Genomic DNA, 14,962 nt, shown 5'->3' with positions numbered 1-14,962 from the left:
CCGGTGGCACCCGCGGGAACAGGGAGACGACATGGCCATCCGGCTCGGCAGCACCGTGCTCAACTGCACCGACCTCGACAGGATGACCCGCTTCTGGGGCGCGGCGCTGGGCCTCGAGCCGTCCTCCGAAGACGACGGCTTCCGCCTGCTGCGCGGCCGGTACGTCAACCTTTCCCTGCAGCGATCCTCGGCGCCGGTGTCCGCGCGCGACCAGATGCACCTCGACCTCTACACCGACGACCAGCGGCACGAGGTCGACCGGCTGATCGGCCTGGGGGCGCGGTTCGTGCGGCACGTCGACGACGATCCGGCCGACGACTGGGTCGTCCTCGCCGACCCGGAGGGCAACCTGTTCTGCGTCTGCGCGAAACCGGCGGAGGAGGTCCGCGACCCCGCGGTCCGGGCGGCTGCCGGCCCGGCAGCGTAGTCTCGGTCTGTGCCGATGCCGACCGAGCGGGACAGCAGACCCCGCGACCACGTGTGCCGGGGATACCGGCGGCGCGGCGAATTCGTGTCCCACGCGCAGGAGTTCCTGGCCGAAGGGCTGGCCGCCGGCGAGCGGGTGCTCTACGTCGCCCCTGGTGACGAGGCCGCGCTGACCGGGCAGCTGCGGGCGGACGAGCGCTGCGACGAAGGCCTGGACAGCGGCGCGGTCCAGGTCGCTTCGGTCGACGCGACGTACGCCATGGGAGCCGTCGTCGACCCCGCCGGCCAGGTCGAGCTCTACACCGCGGCGACCTCCGACGCGCTGGCGGCCGGGTTCACCGGGCTGCGGGTCGCGGCCGACGTGACGTCGCTGGTGCGCACCCCGGCCCAGGTGGACGCCTTCGCCCGCTACGAGCACCTGGTGGACCACTACATGGCCGGCCACCCGATGTCGGCGATGTGCGGCTACGACGTGGCCGAGCTCGGCGGCGCCGTCGTCGCGCAGCTGGCGTGCATGCACCCCACCGACTACGACGGCGGGACCCGGTTCCACCTGCACGGCCACGCGCGCGGCGGCAGCGCCGCGGCGCTCGACGGGGAGCTGGACCTGGAGTCTCGCGGGAGCTGGCCGCTGGCGCTGGAGCGCGCCGGCCTTCGGTCCGAAGGAGGAACGATCGCCATCGACGCCGCCGGCCTCGACTTCGTCGACCACCGCAGCCTGGTCGCGCTGGCCGACTACGCCGAGCGGCACGCCACCACGGTGGTGCTGCGGACGAAACTGTCCACGCCGGCGCGGCTCCTGGAGCTGCTGGACCTGCCCGGCGTGCGCGTGGAGCGTGCCGCATGAACGTCCAGGGCTACGACCACGCCGCCGTCCACTACAGCGGCGACGAGGACCTGCTCGCCGTCGCCGTGCCGTTCCTGGAAGGCGGGCTGGCCGGCGGCGAACCGACGCTGGTGTCGCTGGAGCCGGAACGCGCCGAACTGGTGCGCGCCGCCCTGCCGTCGTCGGCGCGGGTGGAGTACCTGTCCACCAGTGACCTGTACGCGCGGCCCGCCGCGGCGATCAAGTCCTACCGCGAGCTGCTGGCCGGGTTCGTCGCCGGTGGCGCGGCCGGGATCCGCATCTTCGGCGAGATCCCGCAGGCGGCGATCGACACGTCGTGGGACTGGTGGGCCCGCTACGAAGCGGCGGTCAACCACGCCTACGGCGAGTTCCCGCTGCGCAGCATGTGCGCGTACGACACCCGGACGACGCCTCGCCACGTCCTCGACGACGTGGCCCGCACGCACCCCTTCGTCGCCACGGCCGGCGGCGGGCACCGGACGAACACCGGCTACGTCGACCCGCTGTCGTTCCTGACCGATCCGCGGCCGATGGCGCCGCTCCCGATCGAAGGCACCGCCCCGCTGGCCGACCTCGCCGACCCGCGGCCGTCGGACGCCCGCCGGGCGGTGCTGGCCACGGCGCCGGTGGACCTGCCCGCGGACGAGGTGGACGACCTCGTGCTGGCGGTCAGCGAGATCGTGGACAACGCGCTCCGCCACGGCCACCCGCCGGTGCGGGTGCGGATCTGGGCCGGGGCGGGGCAGATGGTCGTTTCGGTGCACGACGCCGGGGCCGGGCCGGCCGATCCGTTCGCCGGGCTGCTGCCGGCGGACCGGAGCATCGGCGGCCGCGGGCTGTGGATCGCGCACCAGGTCTGCAGCGAGGTGACGCTGCACCGCGACGAGACCGGCTTCACGGCTCGTCTCACCGCGGGCCGTCCCTGGTGACGGTGGATCAGGCGCAGCGCGGCTGGCCCGGGCAGCTCCGCAGCAGCTTGACGACCGGCGCGGCCGGGATCGGCCCGTCTGGTTCCGGCATCCCCTGCGGCCAGGAGATCGACAGCGCGATCGCCGAGGAATTGTTGCGGTAGTTCGTCTCCAGCAGCGTCCGGTCCGCGTTCACCGTGTTCACCAGGTCGTACGTCCCGGTCGGGACGCGGGTGATGTCCAGCCACTGGAAGTCCACGGTGAACTTGTAGTCGTCGCCCGAGCCGACCGAAATCCCTTCGAGCACTTCCAGGGCCGTGGGTTCGTGGTGGCGGCACATGTTTTCGCGCAGGGTCGCCGCGAGGTCGGCGTCGGGTCCGGTGTCGCCCGGGACGTGGGCCAGCAGGGCGGCGTCGTGCACCTCGAACCGGTCGCCGAGGCAGAAGCCGTTCTTGCGGTCGGTGACCACCGTCTTGCCCTGCCGGGAAACCAGCGCGAAGTGCTCGAAGTTCATCAGGTGCCAGTGCTGGTGGGCGAGCGCCGGTTCGTAGTACGTGAACGCCCCGGTGGCCCGCTGTGCCGCCGCGTAACTGCCCGGGATCGCCCCGGTCGTGCCGATGCGCAGCGCCTGCCGGACCGTCATGTTCGCCTGCTGCGTGGTGTCGCGGCGGCCGTACAGCAGGAGCGGCCCGTCGCCGACGTTCTCCTCCGAGCTGGTGAACCGCAGCCGGACGGCCTTCGCCGCCGACGGCGCGACGCAGGGGCCGTTGGGCGCGGCCGGGTCGATCACCGGGCAGACGTCCCAGGCCGTGCACAGCGGGAGGAGCCCGGCACTGCCGCCGGCGCACCCCGGCGGGGCCTGGCGGAGGTCGGGGAGGAGGAAGTCCGGCCCGGTGTCGGCGCGGGGAGCGGAGGCGGAAACGGTGGCCGTGAGGGCCACGAGCGCCAGTACCGCGAATTTCTTGAGCAAGAGCGGGCCGTCCTGTCCGGTATTCCGATCGCGGTCAGTCTAGGGCGTCCGCAATTCCACCGGGCGACACCGTGTCGTCACACGATCGACTGAGTGTCCCGCGGTTTCCCGGTTCCGGTCAGTAGCGTGCGGCGAACTCCCCGCCCGAAAGGACTGCACCGCATGTCGACGACCACCGCAGATTTCCGTGGAGCCGGCTCGCCGGCCGTGGGGCCCGCCGGAACCGGGGGGATCACGCTGGTCTGCGGCACGCGGCCGGAACTGATCAAGCTGGCGCCGCTGATGCGGGTGTTCGGCGACGAGTGCGCCGTCGTCTACACGGGACAGCACTACGACCGCTCGCTGTACTCGCGCATCCGCGCGGATCTGCCGCCGTCCGACCGGTTCCACGAACTCGGCGTGGGCGCCGGCCGCCGCGGCGGCCAGCTCGGCCGGACGATCAGCGCGGTCGACGAGGTCCTCGCGGACCGGCCCGGCCGGGCGGTGATCGTCCAGGGCGACACGACCTCGGCGCTCGCCGGCGCGCTGGCGGCCAACGCGCACGACCTCCCGCTGGTGCACGTCGAAGCCGGGCTGCGCAGCCACGACCGGGCGATGCCGGAGGAGCACAACCGGGTGCTGATCGACCACCTCGCCGACCTGTGCTGCGCGCCGACCGAGCTCAACCGGGCCCACCTGCTGGCGGAAAACGTGCCGGAGGACCGGATCACCGTCACCGGCAACACCGTCGTCGAGGCACTGCAGGCCGCGCTGCCGTCCACAGAGGACCGCCGGGCGGTGCTGTCGGCCCGCGGCCTGGAGCGCGACCGCTTCGTCCTGGCGACGATCCACCGCCCGGAGAACGTCGACGACGCCGCGCGGCTGGCGGTGATCCTGCACGAGCTGGGCCGCCTGCCGCTGCCGGTGGTGTTCCCGCTGCACCCGCGCACGGCCAAGAGCATCGACCGGTTCGGCCTGCGGCACCTGCTGGAGCCGCTGGTCGAGCTGGAGCCCCAGGCCTACCCGGCGTTCCTCGCACTGGCCGCGGAGGCGGCGGTGCTCGTGTCGGACTCCGGTGGCATTCAAGAGGAAGCGAGTGTCCTCAAGCGACCGGTGGTGGTGGTCCGGCGCAGCACGGAGCGCCCGGAGATCGCCGGCACGTTCGGCACCCGGGTGCTCCCCGGCCCGGGCATCGGCGCGGAGGTGGCCCGCTGGCTCGACGACGTGGCCGCCCACCGCGAGCGCCTCCACCACCTCCCCTCCCCGTACGGCGACGGATCCGCCGCCACCCGCATCGCGACGGCCCTCGCCGCCCTCCTCGATCAGCGAGCCGGGGCGGCGGCGGGCTGATCCGCCAGCAGGGAGACCACGTCGTTGGCCAGCCGGACGCTCGAGTTCCAGCTCGTGACGTCCGGGTAGACGTGCGCGGTGGTGGCCAGCAGCAGTCCGGTCCCCTCCACGGTCACCGCCGGGCGCTGGGCCAGGTATCCCAGCGGGTACACCGGTTCCACGAACGGTGCCTTGAACACCCGGACCTCCTCGACGTCGTCCGCGCTGAGCTGCGGGTACAGCTGCCGCAGCTGTGCCGTCCAGCGCGCCGCGATCGCCGTGTCGTCGTCGCGGTACAGCGGGGAGCCGCGGTCCGTGTAGTGCATGACGTACGCCAGGTGGCGGCCGTCGTGCACGCCGGCCAGCGCGGACATCGCCACGACGCCGTCGAACTCCGTGCCCGAGTGCAGCACCGGTGTCCAGTAGTGCTCGGTGACCGGCTTCCGGAGGAAGAACACGCCGTCGACCACGCCCTGGTATGGCAGCTCCACCTGGGGCAACCGGGCGGCGAGCGCGTCGTCGGCGATGCGCCGCAGCAACGGCAGCGGCACCGTCGAGATCACGTGGTCGGCTTCCAGGACCTCGCCGTCGGCCAGGGTGACGACCGAACGGCCGTCGCCGCTGCTCAGCCGCCGGACGGGCGTCGACGTGCGCACCACGCCGCCCTCGCGCGAAATCGACGTCCGCAGGGCGTCGATGATCGCCTTGTAGCCGCCGTCCGGGTAGCCGCGGGTGGCGACGTTGCGCTCGCGGCCGAGCCGCTGCCACAGGTACAGCGCCGGCACATCCCCGAACGACGACCCGAACTTCGAGCCGAACATCGGCGCGAAGAGCCGCTCCCAGACGACGTCGCCGTAGAGCCCGCGCAGCCAGTCCTCGGTGCGGAGCGTGTCGAGGTCGCGGCCCTGCCCCAACCGGCGCAGCAGCAGCGAAACCACGCCGAAGCGCACGCGGTCGTGCAACCGCAGCGGGGAGAAGCGGAGCAGGTCGAGCGGGGAGTTGAAACCGTGGTGGCGGCCGTCGACGACCATGCCCATCGTCGTCTCCCGCCACCGCACCGCGTCCCGCAGGCCGACTTCGCCCAGCAGGGCCAGCAGGCTCGCGTCCGACGGCATGATGCAGTGGTAGAAGCGCTCGATCCACCGGTCGCCGTGGGCGAAGAACGTGCCCAGGCCGCCGAGCTGGTCGCTGCTCTCCAACAGGGTGACGCGGGTGCCGCGGCGGGCGAGGCGGTGGGCGGCGGCGAGGCCGCAGATGCCGCCGCCGATCACGGCGACGTGCGGGGAGTCGGGAGAGGTCACCGGGTCACAGCTTCCGGTAGGGCGCCGGGCTGAGCCGGTCGCGGGCGAGCAGTTTCAGGTATTGCACGACGGTCCGCCGCAGCTTCAGCTTGCTCGGCCCCTGCTTGCGGTCGTACCGCAGGGCCAGCGGGACCTCGGTGATCACCGGGCGGCAGTGGCGCAGCTTGAGCAGCAGCTCCACCATGCAGGCGAACCCCTGCTCCTCGATGAGCCGCTCGCCCCAGTGCGCCGACGCCCGCGCCAGCAGCGACGCCCGGTAGGCGCGGTAGCCGCTGGTGAAGTCCCGGACGCCGTCGACGTCGAGGGCGCGGTGGAACAGCTGGGCCGCGCCGCGCGAGAGCAGCCGCCGCCCGAACGGAGCGGTCCGGTCGTCGCCGCCCGGGACGAACCGGGAGCAGATGGCGACGTCCGCGCCGGCGGTGATCTCCGCCTGCAGCGCGCGGATCAGCGACGGGTCGTGCGTGTCGTCGGCGTCCATCACGACGACGACGTCGTCGGGGCCGGCTTCCTCCAGCGCCGCCCGGAGCCCGGACTGCACCGCGCGGCCGAGCCCGAGGTTCACCAGGTGCCGCACGACGCGGACGTCGAGCCCGCCGTAGCCGGCCTCGGCCACCGCGACGGTGGCGTCGGCCGAACCGTCGTCGACGACCCAGACGGTGACCTTTTCGGTGCGGGCCACGTCGGCGAGCCGGTGCAGCAGCGGCGGCAGGGACGCTTCTTCGTTGAACGCGGGCAGCACGACGTGCGCCCGTCCGCCGGTCCGGCCCGCGGTGGGGTCTCCTCCGGTGCGGTCCGGTTCGGACAGTGTGGCCAGGGTGGTCTCTTCGCGTGCCACGGTTCCCCTCGTCTCGTCTTTGCGCATCACCCGGCCGGAATCGGGTTTCGTGCGGCCGTCGAGTCCTATTCGGCTATGTTGTGTGGTTTCTTTAGTGGCCCCGGAAGTCCCTCGGAAGGATGCGTGTCATCAGAATTACTTGGTGTTCCCGAAAATCATCGGATCGGGTTGGTGGGCCGCCCCGATCGAGTGCATTTCCGGGGACGCGCGGAAAAATTCACCCGATCGAGCCGGTGTTGCCTCGAATGGCTGAGTCGTGAAGAAAGCGAGAATGGAATCCTCATGTCAAGTAGAGGTCGAGACCGGTGACTGAACTCAGAGACACGGTCGTCACCGAAGCGGTGCCGGCGCAGCGGCGCGTCCGCACGGGCGACCGGCCGCGCGACGCCGTCCGCTCCCGCCCGTTCCTCGCCCGGGTCAACGCCGTGGCCGTGCTGCTCGTCGCCGTCGACGGCGCCGCCTGGCTGACCGCGGTGCTGCGGACCGGGCCCGGCCCGGCGTGCGCGGTGGTGACCGCCGCGGCCCTCGCCGGGGCGCGCGTGGCCGGCCGCGTCCACCGCCGCCGCCTCTGGCTGTCCTGGCTGCAGGACCTCCCGCGTTCGGTCACCGCCACCGCACTGGCGTTCGCGCTCGTCACCGGGTTCGGCCTGGTGGCCGGGGTGGACGGCGACGACACGGCCCGGATGCAGGAGGTCGTGCTGTGCTTCGCCGTGCTCAGCGAGGCCGTCCGCCCGGCCGTCTTCGCGTTCGGCCGGTGGGGGCGGCGCCGGCTGCGGCGCTGCGACCGGGCCGTCGTCGTGGGGTCCGGCCGGATCGGCGGCGAACTGGTCCGCACCATGCTGGAGCACCCCGAATTCGGGCTGCTGCCGGTCGGCGTCGCGGCGTCCGGCCGGGAGCCGGTGCCGTCCGGGCTGCCGGTCGAGCGGATCGACGGCGACCTCACCGGGGCCATCACCCGGCTGCGCGCGGGCACGGTGATCCTCGCCCCGGCCGACGACCGCGACCACGCGATCGTCGACGCCGCCATCACCGCCCACCGCCTCGGGTGCGTCACCCTGGTGCTGCCGCACCTGTTCGAGCTCTGCCCGGACGGCCCGGGCGTCGACCGCCTCCGCAGCTACCCGCTGGTGTGGCTGGGCGGCGCGCCGACCCGGCGGCCGAGCTGGTGGGTCAAGCGCGCGGTCGAGACGGCGCTGGCCGCGGCCGCGCTCGTCGTCCTCGCCCCGGTCATCGCGGTCTGCGCGCTCGCGGTCGCGGTGGAGAGCGGGTTCCCGGTGTTCTTCCGGCAGGTGCGGGTCGGGATGGACGGCGGCACGTTCGTCCTGTTCAAGCTGCGCAGCGTCCGGCAGGCCGCCGTCGACGATTCGCAGACGCGCTGGTCGGTCGCGGGGGACCGCCGGGTCGGCCCGGTCGGCCGCTTCCTGCGCCGGTCCTCTTTGGACGAACTGCCGCAGCTGTGGAACGTCGTGCGCGGTGACATGTCGCTGGTCGGCCCGCGGCCCGAGCGGCCGGTGTTCGTGCACGAGTTCTCCGCCGTCCACGACCTGTACTGGGCGCGGCACCGGGTGCCGACCGGGCTGACCGGGCTGGCGCAGGTGCACGGCCTGCGCGGGGACACCTCGATCGCGGACCGGGCGCGCTACGACAACTACTACATCGCGAACTGGTCGTTGTGGCTCGACGTCAAGATCATCATCCTCACGGTGGGAGAACTGCTGTGCCGAAGGCAACGCTGAGCCGCCGTCGTTCGGCGGCGTCCTGGACGGCCACGGTGGTGCTGCTGGCGAGCTGCCTGGCCGGCTGCGTCGCCAGCTCGGCGCAGGAGCTCGCCGCGCCGCCGCCGAAGCCCCTGGCGCCCTGCGCGTGGTGGTACGGGATCGGCCAGCCGCCGACGGCGCAGGAGATCGAGCTCGCGGCCAAGCGCTACCAGGTCGTCGTGCTCAACGCCGACCAGGGCGCGGCCATGCGCCGGCTGCACCAGCTCAACCCGCGGGTGAAGGTGCTGGTGTACAAGGACCTGTCGAGCACGCGCAACTATGCGGGCGCGGTCGACAGCGGCCAGGACGCGGTGTTCCTGCCGAGCGGGATCGGGTACGTCGCCGCGCAGGAGCACCACCCGGAGTGGTTCGCCCAGGACGTCAACGGCCGCCGGATCGAGTGGCAGGGCTACCCGAAGCACTGGCAGATGACGGTGTGGAACCCGGACTACCAGCAGGCCTGGACCGACGCCGTCGTCGCGGAAGTGAAGCGCGAGGGCTGGGACGGCGTCCTCGCGGACAACGACTTCAACTCCCTGAGCCACTACTCGTCCGCGGTGCTGGCGGGCACGGCGAACGTCACGGAGACCGACCGCAAGCTCCGCGACGGCCTGGACGCGTTCCTGGCCAAGGCCGGCGACGCCCTGACGAACGCGGACAAGCTCCTGGTGCCCAACGTGTCCGAGACGCACCTGGTGCCGGGCCGCTGGACCGCCCACTCCCGCTTCGGCGGCGCGATGGAGGAGAACTTCGGCTTCCGCGAGAACGGCGGCACCGGCGGGTTGCTGACGTTCCGCGGCAACGAGTTCCAGGAACTGCGCGCGCAGGCGGCGCTCGGCGAGTCCCTGCTGCTGCTGGTGACGCGGACGCACAACGCGCGTGAGGAGCGGTCCGGTTACGCGAGCGCGGCGTTGCTGGCGGGCCCGCGCACGTGCTGGACCCGCGCGACGACGGACGACTACCGCGACCCGGAGTGGTCGACGCTGCAGGATTCCGGGCTCGGCGAAGCGGTCGACGCGGCGAGCCGGCTGCCCAACGGCGTCTGGAGCCGCACGTTCACCAACGGCTGGGTCGCGGTCAACCCGACGGCGTCCAGCCAGACGGTGGTCCCCCCGGAGGGCCTCGTCAAGCCCGGCGCACCCCCGACCCCCACTTCGTCCCCCACGTCTTCACCCACCCCCACCACAACTTCGGCCCCACCCCCGCTCACCATCGAAGCCGCGGACGCGGTCGTCCTGGTCGACCCGCGCCAGCTGGTGAAGCGAGGAGCCTGGCGAGTCACCCGCGACGAGTTCCGAGTCGGCCGCCTCTGGGCCCGCTGACCCGTGTCGCCTCCAATCACGCGAGTTCCGGCTCGGATCACGCGAGTTCCGGCTCGGATCACGCGAGTTCCGGTGTCTGGAGGGGCACCACCCGTGATTGGAGGGTCAGCTCGCGTGATTGAAGGGTCGACACGATGTCGTCAGCTTCTCGTAGAGGGCGAGGTGACGGCGGGCGCAGGTCTCCGGGCGGTAGCGGGCGTGGGCGCGTTCGGCGAGGAGACGGCCGAGCCGGCCCGGGTCCGGCTCGGCGAACAGGGCGCGTAGGCGCGCGGCCAGGGCCGGGACGTCGCCCGGTGGGGCGAGGAACGCGGGGCCGCCCGGGACGTCGAGCATCGCGGGGACGCCGCCGGTGGCCGTCGCCAGGACCGGCTTGCCCGCGGCCATCGCTTCGGCCACCACCAGCGGCTGTTGCTCCATTGTGGACGGTAGGACCAGTGCGTCGGCGGCCGCCAGCAGCGCCGGGACGTCCGGCCGGAAGCCGAGGAACGTCACGCGCCCCGCCAGCGGCTCCTGCCGCGCGACCCGCTCCGCCGCCGCCCGCTCCGGGCCGTCGCCGACCACCGTCAGCCGCGCGTCGGAAGGCAGTACGCCCGGGAGGGTCAACGCCGCCAGCAGGTCGAGCAACCCCTTGCGCTCCACCAGAAGCCCGGCGAAGACGAGGTGCCGCACCGGACCCCGCGGCGGAGACGGCGAAGCCTCGGCGACGCAGTTGTCGACGTGCACGATCCGCCGCTCGGGCACCCGCAGGCGACGGCGCAGGAACGCCCCCATCGCGGCAGCCGGCACGATCGTCCGGTCCAGGATCCGCGCGACGACGGCGTCCGCGGCCAGCACCGTCCGCGTGTACGCCGACGGCCCCGCGGCTCCCCGCACACCCCGGAACCACGGCTCCGCGACGTCGTCGGGCACGCCGTGGTAGGTCTGGACCAGAGCCGGGCCGCGCCCGAACCGCAGGCCGGCGATCACCAGCCCCGCGCGCCGGTCCTGCGCGTGCACGACGTCGGGCCGCCACGCTCGCAGCGCCGCCCGCGCCCGGCCCGCCGCGGCGAGGTCCTCCTTGTCGGCCACCGCGAGTTCCTCGTGGAGGCCGTCGAGCAGCGAAGCTCCCCGCGCGGGCACGGGACCGAAGACGCGGACGTCGTGGCCGTCGGCGGCCAGCGTCGCGGCCAGCCGGACGGTGACGTCCACCGGGCCGCCGCGGTCCTGGGTGAGCAGATAGGCGATGCGGGTCACGAGAGGCGCTCCGACGGGGTGAGTTTGTCGACGAGGGCGGCGATCTGGTCGGTCATCCGCCCCCGGTCGAAGGACAGTTCCACGCGCCGGCGGCCGAGTTCGCCTTCGCGCCGGGCCAGCGCGGGGTCGGCCAGCCGCGCGGCGACGGCCTCGGCGAGCAGGCCGACGTCACCGGGCGGCACCATCGCGCCCGCGTTGGCGACGCTCTGGCGCATCCCGCCGACGTCGAACCCGACGACCGGCCGCGCGCACGCCATCGCTTCCAGCGGAACCAGCGCCATGCCTTCGGCGCGCGAGGGCAGGACGACGACGTCCGCGGCGGTGTACCAGACCGCGGGGTCGTCGGTGTGCCCCGGCCAGTGCACCGACGCGTGCCCCGCGACCGGGTGCCGCTCCCGCCAGAGCGGGCCCATCGGGCCGTCGCCGGCGAGGACGAGCCGCGCGTCCGGCAGCCGCCGGAGCACCGCGGGCCACGCCGACAGCAGCTGGTCCTGGCCCTTGAGCTCGGCGAGCCGGCCGAGGCAGACGGCGATGGGCGCGTGTTCCGGCAGCCCGAGCCGCCGGCGCGCGGCGGCCCGGTCGCCGGGGACGAACCGGGCGGTGTCGACGCCGTTGCAGACGACCTCCGCCTCGGCGGTCACCCCGGCGGCCCGCCCGGAAACGAGCTCGTCGTCGCTCACGCACACGAGGAGGTCGGTCCACCGCGAAGCGAACCGTTCCCACGCGGCGGACGCGCGCAGCAGCGGCCCGCTCGCCGACTCGAAGGACCACATGTGGGGCTGGAACACCGTGGGCCGCGAGCCGCGCACGGCCAGCCGCCCGGCCAGCCCGGCCTTGGAGCTGTGCAGGTGGACGACGTCGGGGTCGAGGCCGGCGAGCAGCCGGCGCAGCCGCAACGCTTCGGCGAACGAGCCGGGCCCGGGCGAGCGGCCGGCGGACCAGCTGCGCAGGGCGACCCCGTGCTCGCGCGCGCGGTCGGGGAGCCAGCCGGACGGCGGGCAGGCGATGGTGACCGACCACCCGCGATCGCGTTGGGCGACGGCGAGTTCCAGCACGACCGCGGCGACCCCGGCGGTGACCGGCTGGGTGACGTGCACGAGCTTCACCGGAGCCCTCCTCGCCGCAGTTCGGCGAGCGCACTGCGCTGCAACATCACCGTCGCCCCGGCGTACCCGGCGACGAGCACCACCGCCTCCGCCACCACCCCCGGCAGCGAGCCTCCGAACCACCGTCCGGCCACCACCGCCGGCACCGCGCCCGCCACGCAGGCCAGCGCCACGCGAACCGCCATCCCGCCCAGCTCCGCCACCGGCGGCGCCACGCCCACCCCGGCCAGCACCCGCCACGCGACCGGCACCACCAGCCACGCGGCCGCGAGCTGCACGACCGACACCGCCCCGATCCCGGCGTGCGTCAGCACCACCAGCCCCACCGCGAGCAACACCAGGTGCGTCGTCTCGAGCGCCAGATACCGCCGCACGTGCCCGGTCGCTTTCACCGCCTGGTACCAGATCTGCAGCAGGCAGATCCCCACGCCGTAGCCCGACAGCAGCACCAGCGGCCCGGCCGCCCCCGCCCAGCGCTCGCCCAGCAGCACGACGTGGCCGGCGAGGACCGCGAGCGCCAGGTACAGCCCGCCGGTCACCACGAGGACGGCCCGGGTGAACCGCGCGACCGCCCCGGCGAGCGGCGCCCCTTCCCGCCGCAGCCGCGTGAACACCGGGAACGCGACCGCGCCGAGCACGACCGCCACCATGATGTACGGCACCCACGCCAGCCGGTACGCCAGCGAGTAGACGCCGACCGCGTCCGGCCCGAGCACGTGCCCCACCGCGAAGTAGTCGACGTTCACCAGCAGCGCGCCCACGACCGCCGCCGGCCCGACCACGGCCACCCAGCCCAGGACTTCGCGCGCGGCCGCGGTGTCCCAGCACGGCCGGACGCCACCGCGGGCGAGCGCGCCGAACAACGGCTGCGACACCGCCGTGGCGAGCAGGCCGAGTACGAGGGACAGCGGCCCGGCGCCGGACACGGCGAGCACGACCGTCAGCGCCGCGCCCAGCACCGCGCTGCCGCCGTCGGGCAGCAGCCGCCGCCGGAAGTCGAGTTCCCGGTGCATCAAGCCCATCTGCACCCCGCCCGCCGCCGAGAACGGCAGGCCGAGCGCGGCCAGCCGGACCAGCCCGGCGGCGTCCGGCGTGCCGAGCAACGCCGTGAGCGGACCGGCCAGAGCCACCAGCGCCACGGCCAGGACGAGCCCGGCGCCGACGCTCAGCGTGAGCACCGTGCCCGCCGTCCGGCGCGGGTCGCGTTCGGTGCGCCCGATGACGTCGTAGACGCCGATCGACTGGACGACCTGGCCGAGGTTCACCAGCGCCACCGCGAGCGCCACGGCGCCGAGCTGGCCCTCGGTGAGCAGGGCGGCCAGCACCAGCGTGACCAGCATCTGGCTGCTCTTGCTGACGAGGTTGACCACGCCCAGCCACAGCGAGCCGCGGACCGCGCGGGTCCCGAGCGCGGCCGTCACGCGGCCCTCCTCGCGGCGACCACGGCGAGCACCCACGCCACGACCACCGCGGCTCCGTCCACGGTCACCGACGTCCGCGGCCCGAGCAATCTGTCCACCGTGTACAGATGGGCGAAGGGGACGGCGAGCGCGAGGACGGCCAGTCCGCCCGCACCCCACCCGGGTTCGCCCCGGTGGCGCCACCACAGCGCGGCCACCACGGCCATCGCGGGGACGGCGATGAGCACGTCACCGGGCTGGTGCACCACGCAGACGACCACGGCGAGGAGAGTCAGCAGATCGGCGACCGGCTCGTTCGCGCGCCGGACGAGCAGCGCGCTCGCGACGAGCACCCCGGCCAGTACCAGCAGCTCGGAGGGCGTCCAGCCGGTGACGCGGAAGACCACCGCGGCGACGTCGATGCGTTGCGCGGTCACGGAATCGACGGCGCCGTAGTCGGTGCCGCGGGCGTGACTGAGGTTCGCGAGGACGACGTCGACGAACGGCCCGATGCCGCCCCCGCGCACCACGAGGAGCACGACGACCGGCAGGCTGGCCGCCGCGGCGATGGCGGTGCCCAGCAGCGCGACCCGTCGCGAGCCGCGGGCGAACAGCAGGACGGCCAGCGGGAAGCCGTACTGCGGCTTGAGCCAGGCGAGCGCGAGGGCGACGGCCGCCCACCCGGGCCGGTCGCGCCGGGCGAGCAGGGCCCCGGCGGCGCCGAGGGCGATCAGCGGGTTGATCTGGCCGACGTAGAGTTGCGCCTTCCCGACCTGGCTGGTCACGAGCAGCGCGGAGACGACGGCGGTGGTGACGCCGAACGGCACCGGAACGTACCGCCGGACGGCGTGCGCGGTCAGCGCGGCGAGCGCGACGAGCAGCAGCAGCGAGAAGAGGGTGAACGCGACCGCGCCGACCCGGTAGCCGGGCAGGGCGAACGGGGCGTGCAGGATGAGGTGGTAGGGCTGGTAGAGGTTGAAGTCCTGGCGGACCGGCCAGTGCGCGAACATCGCGGCCGGGTCGTAGGGGTTGCCACCGGCGAGGAACTCGCGGATGGGGAAGTAGAGGGCGTCCCGGAAGTCCTGCAACCGCTCTTCGCCCGCGACGGCGGAGGTGGGCAGCGGGACCTGCCACGCGGGGGAGACGGCGTGCCAGGCGCTCACCACCCCGGCGAGCGTCGCGAGGAGCAGGACGAGACGCTGCTTGGGGGACATGCCGCGCTGTTCAAGGGCAACGCTCGGCTTCGAGGTCATGCCAGCACCACCGCCACCAGCACCGCGTCCACCGGCAGCACCCCGACCGCCGCGGTCAGCTCGGCCTGGTCGCGCCCACCCGTCGTCACCGCGACCACCGAGGCGCCCTCGCCGCTCTCCTCCGGCAGCCCCGCCGCCAGCTTGGCCGCGACCTCGGTCAACGACGGGGTCACCGGCACCACCCGCACCGGCCGTCCGGCCGCGCGGCACAGCACCGCCAGCCGGTCCGCCGCCGACGGGTCCTCCTCCCGCAGCACCGCCACCGGGCGACGCACGCCCGCCGCCGCCAACGCCCG

Annotated in this window: 13 protein-coding genes and 1 pseudogene; 6 read left to right on the top strand and 8 right to left on the bottom strand. The window is 73.9% G+C overall.

Features of this window, described 5'->3' with window-relative positions:
* Window positions 1-31 precede the first annotated feature (31 nt).
* Genes ACWEVN_RS18485 through ACWEVN_RS18475 form a run of 3 tightly spaced genes read left to right on the top strand, consistent with a single transcriptional unit; the run spans window position 32 to window position 2,202 of the window.
* Window positions 32-427, top strand: coding sequence for a VOC family protein (locus ACWEVN_RS18485; RefSeq protein ID WP_449681412.1), 396 nt, complete (start codon window positions 32-34; stop codon window positions 425-427).
* A gap of 15 nt (window positions 428-442) precedes the next feature.
* Complete coding sequence (locus tag ACWEVN_RS18480; RefSeq protein ID WP_452052056.1) at window positions 443-1,273, top strand: MEDS domain-containing protein; 831 nt, start codon at window positions 443-445, stop codon at window positions 1,271-1,273.
* Window positions 1,270-2,202, top strand: coding sequence for an anti-sigma factor RsbA family regulatory protein (locus ACWEVN_RS18475; RefSeq protein ID WP_452052032.1), 933 nt, complete (start codon window positions 1,270-1,272; stop codon window positions 2,200-2,202). The genes ACWEVN_RS18480 and ACWEVN_RS18475 overlap by 4 nt, the downstream gene beginning before the upstream one ends.
* A 7-nt stretch (window positions 2,203-2,209) precedes the next feature.
* Here the strand turns inward: ACWEVN_RS18475 and ACWEVN_RS18470 are convergent, their stop codons facing one another.
* Entirely contained in the window at window positions 2,210-3,151 is a 942-nt protein-coding gene (locus ACWEVN_RS18470) for a lysyl oxidase family protein (protein WP_449681410.1), read from the bottom strand.
* Window positions 3,152-3,313: 162 nt separating this feature from the next.
* Between ACWEVN_RS18470 and wecB the strand changes: the two genes are divergently transcribed.
* Window positions 3,314-4,480, top strand: coding sequence for a non-hydrolyzing UDP-N-acetylglucosamine 2-epimerase (gene wecB, locus ACWEVN_RS18465; RefSeq protein WP_452052031.1), 1,167 nt, complete (start codon window positions 3,314-3,316; stop codon window positions 4,478-4,480).
* Here wecB and ACWEVN_RS18460 read toward each other — a convergent pair.
* Together ACWEVN_RS18460 and ACWEVN_RS18455 are read right to left on the bottom strand one after the other, a co-directional pair.
* Window positions 4,453-5,760: an NAD(P)/FAD-dependent oxidoreductase gene (locus tag ACWEVN_RS18460; protein ID WP_452052030.1), complete on the bottom strand. Its 1,308-nt coding sequence runs from the start codon at window positions 5,758-5,760 to the stop codon at window positions 4,453-4,455. The two genes, wecB and ACWEVN_RS18460, sit on opposite strands and share 28 nt — an antisense overlap.
* A 4-nt stretch (window positions 5,761-5,764) precedes the next feature.
* Window positions 5,765-6,595 carry a glycosyltransferase gene (locus ACWEVN_RS18455; protein ID WP_452052029.1) on the bottom strand — a complete coding sequence of 277 codons (831 nt, stop codon included), beginning with the start codon at window positions 6,593-6,595 and terminating at the stop codon, window positions 5,765-5,767.
* A 305-nt stretch (window positions 6,596-6,900) separates the two neighbouring features.
* On the opposite strand from ACWEVN_RS18455, the gene ACWEVN_RS18450 reads away from it, so the two are divergent.
* Together ACWEVN_RS18450 and ACWEVN_RS18445 are read left to right on the top strand one after the other, a co-directional pair.
* Window positions 6,901-8,331: an exopolysaccharide biosynthesis polyprenyl glycosylphosphotransferase gene (locus ACWEVN_RS18450; protein ID WP_452052028.1), complete on the top strand. Its 1,431-nt coding sequence runs from the start codon at window positions 6,901-6,903 to the stop codon at window positions 8,329-8,331.
* Window positions 8,313-9,674, top strand: a complete 1,362-nt coding sequence (locus tag ACWEVN_RS18445) for a putative glycoside hydrolase family 15 protein (RefSeq protein WP_452052027.1) — start codon at window positions 8,313-8,315, stop codon at window positions 9,672-9,674. Before ACWEVN_RS18450 ends, ACWEVN_RS18445 begins: the two co-directional genes overlap by 19 nt.
* A gap of 105 nt (window positions 9,675-9,779) precedes the next feature.
* Here the strand turns inward: ACWEVN_RS18445 and ACWEVN_RS18440 are convergent, their stop codons facing one another.
* The 5 genes and pseudogenes from ACWEVN_RS18440 to ACWEVN_RS18420 all read right to left on the bottom strand — a co-directional run.
* A complete protein-coding gene (locus ACWEVN_RS18440; protein ID WP_452052026.1) occupies window positions 9,780-10,907 on the bottom strand; it encodes a glycosyltransferase family 4 protein in 1,128 nt (375 codons plus the stop codon).
* Window positions 10,904-12,013, bottom strand: a complete 1,110-nt coding sequence (locus ACWEVN_RS18435; RefSeq protein WP_452052025.1) for a glycosyltransferase — start codon at window positions 12,011-12,013, stop codon at window positions 10,904-10,906. The genes ACWEVN_RS18440 and ACWEVN_RS18435 overlap by 4 nt, the downstream gene beginning before the upstream one ends.
* A complete protein-coding gene (locus ACWEVN_RS18430; protein ID WP_452052024.1) occupies window positions 12,010-13,434 on the bottom strand; it encodes an oligosaccharide flippase family protein in 1,425 nt (474 codons plus the stop codon). The genes ACWEVN_RS18435 and ACWEVN_RS18430 overlap by 4 nt, the downstream gene beginning before the upstream one ends.
* Window positions 13,431-14,666, bottom strand: coding sequence for a glycosyltransferase 87 family protein (locus ACWEVN_RS18425; RefSeq protein ID WP_452052023.1), 1,236 nt, complete (start codon window positions 14,664-14,666; stop codon window positions 13,431-13,433). Before ACWEVN_RS18425 ends, ACWEVN_RS18430 begins: the two co-directional genes overlap by 4 nt.
* A pseudogene (locus ACWEVN_RS18420) lies at window positions 14,663-14,962 on the bottom strand (hypothetical protein); the annotation flags it as partial. The pseudogene ACWEVN_RS18420 and the gene ACWEVN_RS18425, both read right to left, overlap by 4 nt.

This window comes from Amycolatopsis sp. NPDC003861 (assembly GCF_053605405.1).
This window is presented reverse-complemented; position numbering and strand designations above follow the sequence as displayed.

What these genes read in the sequence shown, in the direction of transcription:
- ACWEVN_RS18425 (WP_452052023.1), bottom strand. Translation starts at nt 14,666, where the DNA reads ATGACCTCGAAGCCGAGCGTTGCCCTTGAACAGCGCGGCATGTCCCCC.
- ACWEVN_RS18480 (WP_452052056.1), top strand. Translation starts at nt 443, where the DNA reads ATGCCGACCGAGCGGGACAGCAGACCCCGCGACCACGTGTGCCGGGGA.
- ACWEVN_RS18485 (WP_449681412.1), top strand. Translation starts at nt 32, where the DNA reads ATGGCCATCCGGCTCGGCAGCACCGTGCTCAACTGCACCGACCTCGAC.
- ACWEVN_RS18475 (WP_452052032.1), top strand. Translation starts at nt 1,270, where the DNA reads ATGAACGTCCAGGGCTACGACCACGCCGCCGTCCACTACAGCGGCGAC.
- wecB (WP_452052031.1), top strand. Translation starts at nt 3,314, where the DNA reads ATGTCGACGACCACCGCAGATTTCCGTGGAGCCGGCTCGCCGGCCGTG.